A 14,157-nucleotide genomic window follows, 5' to 3' on the forward strand; every position below is an offset into this window, starting at 1 on the left:
GACGATCGCCGGAGTTTACTCAACTCGTCCCGCCTCTGTTTTTATTATTCAACCTTGGTCTTGATTGAAAGTGCGTGCAACTCGCCATTGGCAAATTGCGCCTTAAAAATATCGTTGACCATACGATGTCTTTGAATCGGAGATTTGCCGGCAAACGCTGCACTGGTCACGACCACCGAAAAATTGCAATTTTCACCGCTGGTTTCCACCTGAGAACCCGGAATTTCCTTTTGAATCATCTCTCTAATCGTGTTCGGAGACATGAATCTACACCCCTGTTTAAAAAATTATCCGCGTATTTTAACGCCTTTATGCAATAAAATCAGATTTATCGCCGAGAGTGCGATCAAGAAGGCTGTCGTGACGCCCAAACTGAGGTAAATCGACACATCGGACTGGTTGAAGAAACCGAAGCGAAAACCGTCGACCATATAGAAGAATGGATTGAAATGCGATGCCGCCTGCCAAAACGACGGTAGTGCATGAATCGAATAGAAAACCCCGCTTAAAAAGGTCAAAGGCATAATAATAAAGTTCTGGAAAGCCGCCAAATGGTCGTATTTATCGGACAGAATACCCGCCAGCATCCCCAGCCCCCCCATCATTGCCGCACTCAATACCGCAAACAACAGAATCCAACCCGGCGATTGCCAGCTCAAATCAAAACCGACAATCCCGACAATCAGAATTCCAAGACCGACCGTAACGCCGCGCAGAACCGAAGCGGCGATAAAAGCGACATAAAACTCTAACGGCGAAATCGGGCTTAAAAGTACAAACGTCAAATTGCCGTGCATTTTCGATTGAATCAGACTGGAGGAAGTATTGGCGAAAGCGTTCTGTAATACTGCCATCATCACCAGCCCCGGAATCAGAAACTGACTGTAATCCAGACCACTAAACACCTCGATTTGCGTATCGATCACCTGGCCGAAAACCAGCAGATACAGTAAAGTCGAAACAATCGGCGCAAACAAAGTCTGAACTGCGACCGAGTAAAAACGGCGCACTTCCTTGACAAACAGAGCCCAAGTACCGGCTAAATTCATGCCGCGGCTCCTTCAGCAGTCAGATCCAAAAACACCTCTTCGAGCGTCGCATCGCGACTGCTGATATCGGCCACCTGCAAACCACTGGCATGCAACCAACCCAACATCTGGCTCATCGAAGTCTCTTTTTCCACCTTAAAGGTTAGGCCGCCGGCATCCTGATCAACTAAACGACTGGTCAAAGCCTCCGGCAATTCCGGAGAGTGCTTCTCGACACGCACTTTCAAATAGCGGAACGGGTGCTTGGAGAGCAAAGCCTCGGTCGAATCCAGAGCCTTTAACTGTCCCTTCTGTATAATCGCAACCCGATCACATAAAGCTTCCGCCTCTTCCAGATAGTGAGTGGTCAAAATAATGGTATGGCCCTGCTTGTGCAACTCCTTGGTAAACTCCCACAAAGTACGGCGCAGATCGACATCGACCCCGGCGGTCGGCTCATCAAGCACAATCACCTGCGGGCGATGCACCAGAGCCATGGCAATCAACACTCGGCGCTTCATGCCTCCGGATAGCTGATTGGTATTGGCATTGGCCTTGGCCTTGTCTGCAAGTGCCAAGCGTTCCAGCAGCTCATCAATCCAGCGAGTTTGCGTGCTCCCTTTCAAACCGAAATAGCCCGATTGTAGCTCCAATAATTCACGAATGGAAAAAAACGGATCGGAAATCAGCTCCTGAGGCACCAACCCCAAAGCTCGACGAGTCTTACGGAATTCGCTTTGCACATCCGCACCCATGACTTCGATTGAGCCGGAAGTCGGAATCACCAAGCCCGACATAGAATTGATTAAAGTCGACTTACCTGCACCATTCGGCCCTAAAAGACCGAAGAAAGCGCCCTGCTCAACGTCAAAAGAGACGCCTTGCAGAGCCTTTACATCCTTGTATTCTTTGCGGACGTTCTTAAAGCTGACCGCAATTCCCGAGTTACTCATCCATTACCCTTCAGACATTGATTCAAGCACATCGTCCAGATCATACAGGCCGAGCAAAGTCGACAATTCATCCGGTAAATTCTTCACCCGAATCGGCTTGGAAGCACGCGTGCGCCAAGCCAGAAGCAAAGCCAAAACAGCACTATCGGCATGAGTAACTTTAGAAAAATCGACCGTCTCAACAGCAAAATCGCACCATTGGGAGTGCGCTTTTAATAATCCCGGCAAAGTTTTCAGAGTAACTTCCTCCGGCATAACAACGATTTTCGATTGCGGCATCCATTCTATCTGCATCGTTTGACTTCTCTATTCACTCACCGCTCACGCGGCCGACTGCAAAAAACTTTTATTTTTCTCTTTCATATCGTCAATCACCGCTTGCAAACCGCGACGACTGATATCGGCAATATAGACCTTACGGTAGTTCAGCAACATACTGATGCCCTCTACAGTAACGTCGTAAATCATCCATTTGTTATTGTCGTTATCCAGATAAGCACGGTAAATCACATCCGAACTGTTGCCGTCGGCCTGGACTACGGTTGAAGAAACCGTCACGCGCCCCGGTTTTTCTTCAGTCATGCCACTTACTTTCACGGAGGAAATATTCAACTTCAACAGACTTTGCGAATACGAACGGATCAAGGTGGTGGTGAACTCATCGCTGAACTCTTTTTTCTGTTCATCACTGGCGGTACGCCAATATTTACCCATCGCATAACGCGCCATTTTTTCGGTATCGACATAAGGCAATACATTCTCTTGCGCGAATTCACGAACCATTTTCGGGCTTTGTTCCAGCTCGGCACGCTGCTCGTTCAACTTATCAACCAGCATCACCGACAGTGATTCGATCATTTTTTGCGGATCCTTCTGATCGATCACATCGGCTTGAGCCGAAAGACTCACTACCATTAACATGGCTGCCAGCCAGGCAAAAATTCTGTTTGTCCTAGATAAAGTCATTACTTATCTCCACTTTCACTAAATTTCACTAAGAACTGACCGATCAACTCCTCAAGCACCAACGCCGACTGAGTCAAACTGATTTCGGAACCGTTGTGCAAAACTTCTTCCTCTCCGCCCGGCTCCAAACCGATATACTGATCTCCGAGCAGCCCCGATGTCAAAATCGATGCCGAAGTATCGTTAGGCAGATCGTTAAAATCGGAATAGATGCTCATATCCACTTTGGCGCGAAATGTTCTTTTATCGACGCTGATCGCATCGATACGCCCGATCACCACACCGCTCAACTTGACCGGTGCACGTACCTTCAAACCGCCGATATTGTCGAACTGCGCACTGATCTGATAACTTGGACGCTCTTTCAAAGCGCTGAAATTACTCACTTGAAAAGCGATCATTAACAACGCAACCAAACTCATTAAAACAAAAATGCCAACCCAAATTTCAATCCGTGCCTGTTTTTTCATTTTGATAAACCCTAAATATGTAAATTCTTTGCTTTCGGCCGCTTATGCGAATTCTGTCATCTCAACCTTAATCGAACATTAAAGCGGTCAATACGAAGTCCAGTCCTAAAACACCCAATGAGGAATGCACCACTGTGCGTGTCGTCGCATTACTGACCCCTTCGGAGGTCGGAATGGCATCATTCCCCTGAAACAATGCGATCACTGCAATCAGAATCGCAAACGCCACGGATTTGATAATGCCGTTGATAACATCATCATTCCAATCAACATGGCTGTGCATCTGTGACCAGAAGGAACCTTCGTCGACCCCCAGCCATCCGACGGCAACCATATAACCGCCCAAAATACCCAGGGCCGTAAACAATAAAGTCAACAGAGGTAAAGCGATAATCGCCGACAATAAGCGCGGTGCATAAATAAATTTAAGCGGATCGATAGCCATCATTTCCAAAGCGGAAACCTGCTCGGTCGAACGCATGAGACCGATCTCTGCCGTTAAAGCAGAACCGGCACGCCCGGCAAATAACAGTGCCGCGACCACCGGCCCCAACTCACGCAACAGAGACAAGGCCGTCATGGTTCCAACCGCCTCTTCCGAGTTATAGTCGACCAGCACATTGTAACCCTGCAAGCTCAAGACCATGCCGACAAACAATCCCGCAGTCAGAATAATCGGCAAAGACAGTACACCTGCCACATAAACCTGCTTAACCAAAAGATCAAAGCGCAAAACCGCAAACGGCAATGCCGGGATTAGCGACAATAAAAACAGTGCGCCACGTCCGAAGCTGGAAATGATCCCCAGCGTGTTTTTGCCGACCGATTGAATATAAGATAGCGATTTACTGATCATTTACGGCGCCCTCTTTTAGCCAATCTTTGGCGAACATCCTCAATATATGGCTCTGCCGGATAGTGGAACGGAACCGGACCATCCGGAAGGCCGTGTACAAACTGATGAACATAGCCGCTATTTTCTTCGGCGATCTCTTCCTTGGTTCCTTGTGCGACAATGCGCCCTTCGGAAATGACGCAAACATTATCAGCAATCGACAAGACTTCGTCGACATCATGCGAAACCACAATACTGGTGACCCCCAGACTGTCGTTTAACTTGCGGATCAAAGCCACCAGCACACCCATGGTAATCGGGTCTTGGCCGACAAAAGGTTCATCGTAAAAAATCATCTCCGGATCCAAGGCAATCGCGCGAGCCAACGCGACGCGACGCGACATGCCACCGGACAATTCAGACGGCATTAAATCTCGCGCACCGCGCAAACCGACTGCCTGTAACTTCATTAACACCAACGGATCGATTAAGCTTTCCGGCAGTTTGGTGTGCTCACGAAGCGGAAAAGCGACATTGTCAAATACGTTTAAATCGGTCAGCAAGGCGCCGCTTTGAAAGAGCATCCCCATTTTTCTGCGCAGTCGGTACAAATCGCCTCGCGACAAACTATGTACATTTTGACCTTCAACATAGATTTCGCCGCTGTCCGGTTTAAGCTGTCCGGCGATTAACTTTAGCAACGTGGTCTTACCGGTACCGCTCGGCCCCATGATCGCCGTCACCTTGCCTTTTGGGATCGACAAAGTCACACCGTCGAAGATTTTGCGATCCCCGCGGGAAAAACTCAGATTTTTTATTTCAATCAAATTATCGCTATTCATACTTTTCCCAAATAAGAACCCGCGAAAAATGTGCGAGTCATTTCTGGATTTTTCACCAGAATTCTTCTAATAGCCGAGTAATTCCGCCATCAATTTCATTTGTCGCAAACTGTCGATACTCAATTCATCCACATCGATCAGAAACACTGTTCCGACGGTTTCCGGCAAGCCGGCAACGAAACTGCGTAAAAGCTCCGTTCGTTCCTTGGCTGTTTCCGGCAGACTATCGACATATCCCAGCGGCTGTCCCGAAACAATCGCGCCATTATACTGCCATTGCCAACCTGGCAAGGCGCTTTGTTTTGCAACCAACGTCACCGGCAATCCGGCGACATCCTGATCCAACTTTTGCAGGTCAACCTCATCGGAGCGTAACACTACCGCAAATGCTCGAGAACCTAAAACCGTTTTCAGGCTTTCCAACTTGCGAGTCACTTCAATATCAGGCAAATCCAACAATTCAAAGCAGCAGGCAAAGGGGTTTTCCAGAGCACCATCAATCTCTTCAATTTGCTCATCATCCCACTGAGACCACACAAAAAACGGCACCAATAGTGCACGAAACTCGTTGGCGTAATAATCCAGCTGCCATTCTTCCGGCATATCATCCGGATAAAATGTTCCCAACCAGTTTTCACGCTGCCATCCCTTGGCGCCCAATGTCAGATTTTCCATAGAAAATAAAACCGCCTTATCTAATGTTTCTGAGCATTTTAGCGGTTGTACGCCTCTCTTCACAGACCCATTCAGTAAAACACTATGACAATTTTCACTTCCCTTCGGCCCGCGATTCGCCAAGGCACAAAGGGAAGAAGGAGACTCGATACACCTAGCACATAGAGATGACACAAACTTGCTTACACCCCATAATACCTCTATAGGTGCTTATAAGTTTTATTTATTAGTGGTTTGCAGTATAATCTTCTTCCAAATTATTTAGGATTAACTCAACACCTCATTATGATCAGTTCCCTTCTTATTCCTAGCCTTGTCTTACTAGTTGGCCTAGCTTTACTGGTATGGAGTTCGGATATTTTCATCGACGGTGCTGCCAGCACTGCAGTTCATCTACAGATATCCCCACTTATTATCGGTGTTGTTGTTCTTGGTTTCGGTACCTCCATGCCGGAAATCGTCGTATCCAGCATCGCCTCTTTAGATAACAGCCCCGGATTGGCAATCGGTAATGCCATAGGCTCCAACATCGCCAATGTCGGCCTGGTTCTCGGCGTAACGGCATTAATTGCACCAATCATCGTAAAATCATCGATTCTGAAACGCGAACTCCCTATGCTGCTGGCGATCTCGCTTGGCGTATTCCTATTGCTCAGCGATGGTTCGCTGGATTTTTTTGACGGCATAATTATGGTCTCCGCTCTGGTCGCTGCGATGTTCTGGATGATTCGCGTCAACAAAGAAATCGACCCGAGCGATCCGATTGCCAGTGAGACCCAACACGAAATCGAAAGCATGCAGAGCTTAAGCATGAACAAATCCCTTCTGTTCTTGCTCATCGGCCTGATAATTCTAATGAGCAGTGCACAAATGATGGTCTGGGGAGCGGAACATATCGCTCGCTACTTCGAAGTACCGGATGTCATTATTGGTCTAACTATTATCGCCATCGGCACCAGTCTCCCCGAACTGGCGGCAGCCATTGCGGCAGCCAGAAAAAATGAAGCCGATCTGATGATCGGCAACATCGTCGGTTCAAACCTGTTTAATATTCTTGCAGTTTTATCTGTTCCGGCTCTGATTGCTCCGGGTTCATTGGAAAAAGACGTTCTCTGGATCGACTATCCGGTCATGCTCGGCTTCACACTGCTAATGCTGGTACTGGCTCTTCCCCTGCGAGGAAAAACCGAAATCGCTAAAGTGAAAGGGCTTTTACTTACTTCACTATTTGTGGCATATTTAGGCTTGCTTTACGTCCGCTCGACTGGGGCTTAACGCATACAGCAAAACAATACAACCCCCAGGTGGCTTAATGAACTTCCCACAAACACTGATAGATAAAGCAAAAAAAATCAAACTGTTGATTCTCGATATTGACGGCGTCATGACCGACAATAAATTGATCTACAGCGATCAAGGTATTGAGTTGAAAGCGTTTTATACCCGCGACGGTCATGGCATGGTCATGTTGCAAAGAAGCGGAATTGAAATCGCCATTATCACCGGCCGAAAATCACCGCTGATTGATAAACGCATGCGCGATCTAAAGGTTAAACACGTTTATCAGGGCGTTCCGGACAAACTCCCCAGCTTTCAAGATCTGGTATCCCGCTTGGGGCTGGAACTTGACGAAATCGCCTATATCGGCGATGACATTCTTGATCTGCCGATCCTGATGCGTGTCGGGCTCAGTGCCACCCCGGCTGACGGTGATCCGGAAGTTCAATCAAGAGTCGACCATATTTCAACATTCAACGGCGGCCATGGCTGTGTACGAGAAATGTGCGAACTCTTAATGAAAAGCCAGGATAGCTGGCAACAACATATGGATTTTTATTTGCGAGGCATCTAAACCGCAAAAAGCCGGTTTCACCCTGCCTTGCGAGACCCCATTCAACCGTTCTATACTTAAAATTGGTTTAGCTTCGGTCAATTCACGCGGAGGCCATAATGCTTTCATCTCGACTGGCTCTTTATCTGTTCACACTTGGGCTCGCTATTATCGCAATCGTGCTACACAATCGATTCGGGCCACAATCTTCATCCGACGAAAAAACCACCCAATCGCCGGAAAAGAGTCAGCACCAATGGTTAACGGAAAACGCAACTCTCTGGCGTTACCAACCGGAACAACAGACCATCGTTCATGCCGACAAAATTGAAAACGACGGTGAATTCAGCAAATTAACCAAACCGAATCTTTATCTCATCAATGAACGAGGCTCAACCAGCATCCAGGCCGAAAAAGGCATTACCGATAAAAATCAGGTCATCAATCTGTCGGAAAATGTCGAGATGAAACAATTCAACGACCAATCCCCAAACCGGCTTATCGGGCAACTGGATACCAGCAGCATTAAATACAACGCGGCCAGCGATTTTCTGCAAACCGAACAGAAAGTCATCATCCAAAACGACTACGGCACCACACAGGCTATCGGTCTTGAGGCCGATTTAAAAAACGCAGAATACCGGTTGCTTTCTCAGGTTAAAGCTACTTATCATATGCAGTCTGAGGCCGAAATCCCTCCCTCAGATTCACCGACTCCCTAAAAAGGTCCGTAAATGCGAATAACCAACACCTTTCTACTCTGCTTGGCAATGATATTCAGCCAATCCGTATATGCCGCAGACAAGGATGAGAGCAAGGCGCCTGTGCAAATCAGTGCCGATAGCTTGCAGGTAATGGAACAGCAGGGAACCAGTATTTATCAGGGTCAGGTTAAAATCAAACAGGGCTCTTTCGAATTGAGCGGCGACGAAGTGATCGTCAAACATCCAAACAATCAGCTGAAAACCCTGACCGCTAAAGGCAAACCAGCCAACTTCCAACGTTATATACAGGAAGAAAAGACCTGGGTCAAAGGCCAGGCGGAACAGATTACCTACGATGCAAAAAGCCGTATTGTCACTTTAACTGGCAATGCGTCAGTCGAGCAGAGCAGTAAACATAGAATCAGCGGCCCGGAACTCATCTACGACATCGAGAAACAGACTTTGCAAGCCAATAGTTCACCAAGCCAGAAACAGCGCATTTCGGTTACTCTAACACCTGATACCGAGAATTGATCCATGCCGCATTTTTACGCTCGAGGACTCGCGAAAAGCTACAAACAACGCAAGGTCGTGACCAGTGTCGATCTGGACGTCTACAGCGGCCAGGTTGTCGGCCTGCTCGGCCCGAACGGTGCCGGAAAAACCACCACTTTTTATATGATGACCGGTCTGGTCACCAACGACGGTGGAGAGATTTTCCTCGACGACACTGAAATCAGCCAGCTTGCCATCCATCAAAGAGCGCGACTCGGAATCGGCTACCTGCCGCAGGAAGCATCGGTCTTTCGCAAGTTGACCGTCACCGAGAACATTATGGCCATTCTGGAAATGCGCCCCGAGCTATCCAGAGACCAACGCAATGCGCTCTTCGAGAATCTGATCGACGATCTGCAAATCGGACATATTCTGCAACAGCCCGGTCAAGCCCTCTCGGGTGGTGAACGACGCCGAGTTGAGATCGCGCGAGCCTTGGCAATGGAACCAAACTTTATCCTTCTGGATGAACCCTTTGCCGGTGTCGATCCGATTTCCGTCAAAGACATTCAGAACATTATTCGCCATCTCAAAGATAAAAACATCGGTGTTCTGATTACCGATCACAATGTGCGCGAAACCTTAGGCGTCTGCGATGCAGCCTATATTCTTCATGCGGGAACAATTCTGGCTTCCGGCAGCCCTGAAGAAATTCTTAGAAACCCTGATGTTAAGCGGGTTTATCTTGGCGAAGACTTCAAATAAAAACCATATTTTTCCCGAGAAACAAAACTTTTCTTAACCGAAATCATGGATTCAAACTTTCTCAAGTTTTTCTATGATTCCGGCTCTTTTCTTTCTGACTTCGAGTGGTATACTGAAATTGAAGCAGAAAAAACCTCACTCCATAAAGAGTCGACTCTGCCCACATCACTGATCGCAAATCACAAAAAATAAAGGAGCGATACTATGCAAATCAATATCACTGGCCACCACATCGACATCACCGACGCACTTCGCAGTTACGTTTCCGAAAAAATGGAAAAATTGGAAAGACATTTCGACCACGTTACGAATGTACATGTCATTTTGACAGTGTCAAAACAGAATCAGAAAGCAGAAGCGAATGTTCATGTATCGGGTGCAGATTTGTTCGCTCAACACGAAACAGAAGATATGTATGCATCTATCGACGGTTTGGTAGATAAATTGGATCGTCAAATTATCAAACATAAAGAAAAAGTCAGTGACCACCGCCAAAAATCCGGTGGGGTAAAAAACATGGGTGCTGAAGCCTAACAAATATCTCCAACTAAAATACCCCGTGCGACGGGGTATTTTTTTGTCCTTTTTCGCCTCGATCCAACCACGTCAAACTCTCTTCCATATTTGATAAAAAGGTCACAATTCCCGCTACACGGCCTGCTAGAATACTCTACAATAATCAAGGCAAAACGCCGCAGCATCAAACCTTCATGCAAGCAAGCCTTCTCACGACTCTAAAGGCACAAGATACGATATGAGCCAGAATAATCCAAATATCGATAAAGCAAAACTAACGGAAGATTTACTGGATGCCGTAGCTAAAGGCGACCTTGAACAAATTAGTGCGCTCTTCTCACATCTGGTTCCGGAAGAGATCGCCGAATTGCTTGAAGCGACACCGTCCAAAGACCGACAAGTTCTATGGCAAGCAATTCCTACGGATCAGCAGGGGGAAATTCTTACCCATACCAATGAAGAAGTCCGTGCCAACCTGCTTACCACCATGGAGAGCCATGAAATCGCCGGCCTGGCTGAAGAGTTGGAAACCGATGATATCGTAGACATCGCCCAATCTCTTAAACCGGAAGAACAGGAAGCCCTACTCTCCTCTCTTGACGAACAAGAAAGAACGGCCGTTGAAACCGCTTTATCCTTTCCTGAGGACACCGCCGGAGGTTTGATGAGTACCGACTTTATTTCGGTACGTGCGGATATCGCCCTTGACGTTGTCTTGCGTTATTTGCGTCAACTCGGTTCACTACCGGCCTCAACCACAACCCTTTTTGTCCGTGACCGTGACGACCACTATGTCGGTACCCTGAAAATCACCGATTTATTGGTACATGACGGCGAAACCTTAGTCGAAGAGCTGGTCAACACCCATATTCCAGCCGTTCGTGCGTACTTACCGGCCAAAACCGTAGCGCACCTATTTGAGAAAAACGACTTGATTTCCGCTCCGGTAGTTAACGACAACAATCAGATTCTCGGCCGTATCACCATCGATGACGTGGTCGATATAATCCGTGAGGAAGCCGAGCACGCACAAATGGCCAGCGCCGGTCTGGATGAAGACGAAGATATCTTCGCACCGGCCAGACGGGCGGCGAAACGCCGTACTTTCTGGCTGGGTATTAACCTGCTTACCGCCATTTTCGCCTCGATCGTTATCGGCTTGTTCGATGCCTCGATTGAGAAAGTCGTCGCTCTTGCCGTTCTGATGCCGATCATTGCCAGCATGGGGGGTATCGCCGGTACGCAAACCGCCACCATCGTTATTCGTGCCCTGGCGACGGGAAAACTGGCCAAAAGTAACAGTCGATCGCTACTGATCAAAGAAACTACCGTCGGCCTGTTCAACGGCCTGATCTGGGCAATTTTAACCGGAACCGCGGTACTGCTATGGTTCCAAGATGCCGCTTTAAGCGCGATCTTTGCAACCGCCATGTTAATCAATCTGATCGCAGCCGCCTTTGCCGGAGCCATGATCCCCTTAGTACTGCAGCGCTTGAAAATCGATCCAGCGCTGGCATCCGGATTAATGCTCACCACCGTGACCGATTCTCTCGGCTTTTTCGTTTTCCTAGGCCTGGCAACCATCGTTCTGCTATAACGAAAAACCAAATAATAGCGTTAATCACCAACTCTTAATGAAAATTGCAAACAGCGTGAAAGTTAATCCTTCACGCTTGTAATAGACAGAGAAGTGGCATAGCATTAAATCCATCACGATTTACATTAAAGCTGGGGACAGATAATGACTCGAAATACTCTATTAGCAGCCATCCTTGCTACAACAGCAACACTAAACCTTACAGGTTGTGGAACTGCACAAACCAAAGAAGAACAAGAAACCGAAAAAAACGTTATCACCGCCGTAGCGGCGATTGGCGGTGCCTTGGCAGCTAATGCCTTAGGCATGGACAGCAACGCCGGTAAAGCGGTTGTGGGCGTTATCGCAGGTGTAACAGCTCGTAAAGTTTATGAAGAAGTCAATCAGGATACCGCCAACGATCCTAATACCGATGTTGAAGCGGTCAAAATTAACGGACAGGAATACATCCAGGTCAATGTTAAGGACGTCAACTTCCGAAAAGGTTCCGCACAGCTTGACCCTGAAGAGCTAAACCGCTTGGTTCCGGTTCTAAACACACTGAAAAAACACCCTAATACGCGCGTGCATATCGAAGGACATACCGACTCCGACGGTAGCGAAGCTTACAACCAGCAACTATCTGAAAACCGTGCTAAAAACGTTGCCATGTATCTGATCAACAATGGTATCAGCTCCAGCCGCATCGTTACCTACGGTTACGGCGAAAGCCGTCCGATTGCCAGTAATGCAACAGCGGAAGGAAAACGCATGAACCGCCGCGTAACTTTCCTGATCAGTGAAATCTAATCACTTTCGTTAAACATCCAACGAAAATCAATAAAAAAGCCCGAACCAAATGGTATCGGGCTTTTTTATTACATCAACGTTTAGATAGTGACGGCTTAGTGCTCGCGAGTAGCCACAAATTGCAGGTTTGGCCAACGCTCTTCCGTCAAACTTAAATTGACGCGAGTCGGAGCGATATACACCAACTGGTCGGCAGCATCGTAAGCAACGTTTTCATGCACCTTATCGGTAAACTTATCGATCTCCGCTTTATCTCCGATCACCCAACGGGCGGTGGTGACATTTACCGGCTCAAACAGGCAAGTGACGTTATATTCGTCTTTCAAGCGCTGTGCGACCACTTCAAACTGCAGTACCCCAACGGCACCGAGAATCAGATCATTATTATTCACCGGACGGAACAACTGTGTCGCCCCTTCTTCGGAAAGCTGAGTCAACCCTTTCTGCAAGGCTTTCATTTTCATCGGATCTTTCAACTGCGCACGGCGGAACAATTCCGGAGCAAAGTTTGGAATCCCGGTGAATTTTAAATCTTCACCCTGAGTAAACGTATCACCGATTTTAATGGTTCCATGATTATGCAGACCGATAATATCGCCTGGATATGCCTCTTCGGCATGATCACGCTTATTCGCCAGGAAAGTGATCGCTTTGGAAATTTTCACATCCTTGCCGATCCGCACATGCTTGAGCTTCATACCCGCTTCGTATTTACCGGAAACTATACGCATAAAGGCTACGCGGTCACGGTGCGCCGGATCCATATTCGCTTGAATCTTGAACACAAAGCCGGTCATCTTGTCTTCATTGGCATCGACAAAACGCCCTTCAGTATCACGTCCTTTCGGTGCCGGAGCATATTCGGCAAAACCGTCTAACAACTCTTGCAAACCAAAGTTATTGACCGCCGAACCGAAGAACACCGGGGTTAGTTCACCGGCCAGAAACAGCTCCAGATCGAACTCATGGCTGGCGCCGCGTACCAACTCGATCTCTTCACGCAACTCTTCAGCCTGGTCACCAAGCAACTCATCCAAACGAGGATTTTCCAAACCTTCGATTAACTCTCCGGCCGAAGCTTTTTGTCCTTCCGCTTGAGCGAATAAACGCACCGTATCGTTGTATAGATGGTAAATCCCTTTAAAGCGCTTACCCATTCCGATCGGCCAGGTCATTGGTGCACAAGCAATCTTCAAAACGTCTTCGACTTCATCCAGTAAATCGATCGGCTCTTTCCCTTCACGGTCCAATTTGTTGATGAATGTTAGAATCGGAGTGGTTCGCAAACGGCAAACTTCCATCAGTTTGATGGTTCGATCCTCAACCCCTTTGGCAACATCGATAACCATCAAAGCTGAATCCACCGCGGTCAAAACACGATAGGTATCTTCTGAAAAGTCTTCGTGACCCGGAGTATCCAACAGGTTCATCATGACGTTTTTATAAGGAAACTGCATAACGGAAGAAGCGACCGAAATTCCACGTTCCTGCTCCATCTTCATCCAGTCCGAAGTTGCACCACGATCGGTCTTACGGCTTTTAACCGCACCAGCCATCTGAATCGCTCCACCATAAAGAAGCAATTTTTCGGTAACGGTCGTCTTACCTGCATCCGGGTGAGAAATAATCGCAAAGGTTCTGCGCTTACTGGTTTCTAACATTAAAGACATTTCTATTCTCAAACTTTGTGC

General features: G+C 47.6%; 18 protein-coding genes. 8 read left to right on the forward strand and 10 right to left on the reverse strand.

Annotated features, from left to right (window positions below; translation table 11 throughout):
* Nucleotides 1–44: 44 nt before the first annotated feature.
* The 9 genes from H8792_RS02585 to H8792_RS02625 all read right to left on the reverse strand — a co-directional run bounded on the left by H8792_RS02585 (nt 45) and on the right by H8792_RS02625 (nt 5,769).
* Entirely contained in the window at nt 45–263 is a 219-nt protein-coding gene (locus tag H8792_RS02585) for a BolA family protein (RefSeq protein WP_194947584.1), read from the reverse strand.
* Nucleotides 264–287: 24 nt separating this feature from the next.
* Entirely contained in the window at nt 288–1,049 is a 762-nt protein-coding gene (locus H8792_RS02590) for an ABC transporter permease (RefSeq protein WP_194947585.1), read from the reverse strand.
* Entirely contained in the window at nt 1,046–1,981 is a 936-nt protein-coding gene (locus H8792_RS02595) for an ABC transporter ATP-binding protein (RefSeq protein WP_194947586.1), read from the reverse strand. Before H8792_RS02595 ends, H8792_RS02590 begins: the two co-directional genes overlap by 4 nt.
* Nucleotides 1,982–1,984: 3 nt before the next feature.
* Entirely contained in the window at nt 1,985–2,275 is a 291-nt protein-coding gene (locus H8792_RS02600) for an STAS domain-containing protein (protein ID WP_194947587.1), read from the reverse strand.
* Between the two features lie 27 nt (nt 2,276–2,302).
* A complete protein-coding gene (locus H8792_RS02605; RefSeq protein WP_194947588.1) occupies nt 2,303–2,947 on the reverse strand; it encodes an MlaC/ttg2D family ABC transporter substrate-binding protein in 645 nt (214 codons plus the stop codon).
* The gene (gene mlaD, locus H8792_RS02610; RefSeq protein WP_194947589.1) at nt 2,947–3,417 is read right to left on the reverse strand and encodes an outer membrane lipid asymmetry maintenance protein MlaD; all 471 of its coding nucleotides are present in this window, start codon (nt 3,415–3,417) and stop codon (nt 2,947–2,949) included. Before mlaD ends, H8792_RS02605 begins: the two co-directional genes overlap by 1 nt.
* 67 nt (nt 3,418–3,484) lie before the next feature.
* Nucleotides 3,485–4,273 carry a lipid asymmetry maintenance ABC transporter permease subunit MlaE gene (gene mlaE, locus H8792_RS02615; protein ID WP_194947590.1) on the reverse strand — a complete coding sequence of 263 codons (789 nt, stop codon included), beginning with the start codon at nt 4,271–4,273 and terminating at the stop codon, nt 3,485–3,487.
* Nucleotides 4,270–5,094 (reverse strand): ABC transporter ATP-binding protein, encoded by an 825-nt coding sequence (locus H8792_RS02620; RefSeq protein ID WP_194947591.1) that lies wholly within the window; start codon nt 5,092–5,094, stop codon nt 4,270–4,272. The genes mlaE and H8792_RS02620 overlap by 4 nt, the downstream gene beginning before the upstream one ends.
* A 66-nt stretch (nt 5,095–5,160) precedes the next feature.
* The gene (locus H8792_RS02625; protein WP_194947592.1) at nt 5,161–5,769 is read right to left on the reverse strand and encodes a hypothetical protein; all 609 of its coding nucleotides are present in this window, start codon (nt 5,767–5,769) and stop codon (nt 5,161–5,163) included.
* A 285-nt stretch (nt 5,770–6,054) separates the two neighbouring features.
* On the opposite strand from H8792_RS02625, the gene H8792_RS02630 reads away from it, so the two are divergent.
* From H8792_RS02630 to H8792_RS02665, 8 genes are all read left to right on the forward strand, one after another.
* On the forward strand, nt 6,055–7,044 hold the full coding sequence (locus tag H8792_RS02630) for a calcium/sodium antiporter (protein WP_194947593.1): 990 nt from the start codon (nt 6,055–6,057) through the stop codon (nt 7,042–7,044).
* Between the two features lie 37 nt (nt 7,045–7,081).
* Complete coding sequence (locus H8792_RS02635) at nt 7,082–7,621, forward strand: KdsC family phosphatase (protein ID WP_194947594.1); 540 nt, start codon at nt 7,082–7,084, stop codon at nt 7,619–7,621.
* A gap of 98 nt (nt 7,622–7,719) precedes the next feature.
* Nucleotides 7,720–8,322: an LPS export ABC transporter periplasmic protein LptC gene (gene lptC / locus H8792_RS02640; RefSeq protein WP_194947595.1), complete on the forward strand. Its 603-nt coding sequence runs from the start codon at nt 7,720–7,722 to the stop codon at nt 8,320–8,322.
* 12 nt (nt 8,323–8,334) lie between these two features.
* Nucleotides 8,335–8,838, forward strand: coding sequence for a lipopolysaccharide transport periplasmic protein LptA (gene lptA, locus H8792_RS02645; RefSeq protein WP_194947596.1), 504 nt, complete (start codon nt 8,335–8,337; stop codon nt 8,836–8,838).
* Between the two features lie 3 nt (nt 8,839–8,841).
* The gene (gene lptB / locus H8792_RS02650; protein ID WP_194947597.1) at nt 8,842–9,564 is read left to right on the forward strand and encodes an LPS export ABC transporter ATP-binding protein; all 723 of its coding nucleotides are present in this window, start codon (nt 8,842–8,844) and stop codon (nt 9,562–9,564) included.
* Between the two features lie 204 nt (nt 9,565–9,768).
* Nucleotides 9,769–10,098 (forward strand): ribosome hibernation-promoting factor, HPF/YfiA family, encoded by a 330-nt coding sequence (hpf, locus tag H8792_RS02655; protein ID WP_194947598.1) that lies wholly within the window; start codon nt 9,769–9,771, stop codon nt 10,096–10,098.
* Nucleotides 10,099–10,318: 220 nt separating this feature from the next.
* Nucleotides 10,319–11,677, forward strand: a complete 1,359-nt coding sequence (gene mgtE, locus H8792_RS02660) for a magnesium transporter (protein ID WP_194947599.1) — start codon at nt 10,319–10,321, stop codon at nt 11,675–11,677.
* 144 nt (nt 11,678–11,821) lie between these two features.
* Nucleotides 11,822–12,466, forward strand: coding sequence for an OmpA family protein (locus tag H8792_RS02665; RefSeq protein WP_194947600.1), 645 nt, complete (start codon nt 11,822–11,824; stop codon nt 12,464–12,466).
* Nucleotides 12,467–12,561: 95 nt separating this feature from the next.
* Here H8792_RS02665 and H8792_RS02670 read toward each other — a convergent pair whose 3' ends face one another.
* Complete coding sequence (locus H8792_RS02670; protein ID WP_194947601.1) at nt 12,562–14,136, reverse strand: peptide chain release factor 3; 1,575 nt, start codon at nt 14,134–14,136, stop codon at nt 12,562–12,564.
* Between the last annotated feature and the right edge of the window lie 21 nt (nt 14,137–14,157).

It is taken from the genome of Thiomicrorhabdus heinhorstiae, from assembly GCF_013391765.2.
GTDB lineage: Bacteria > Pseudomonadota > Gammaproteobacteria > Thiomicrospirales > Thiomicrospiraceae > Thiomicrorhabdus > Thiomicrorhabdus heinhorstiae.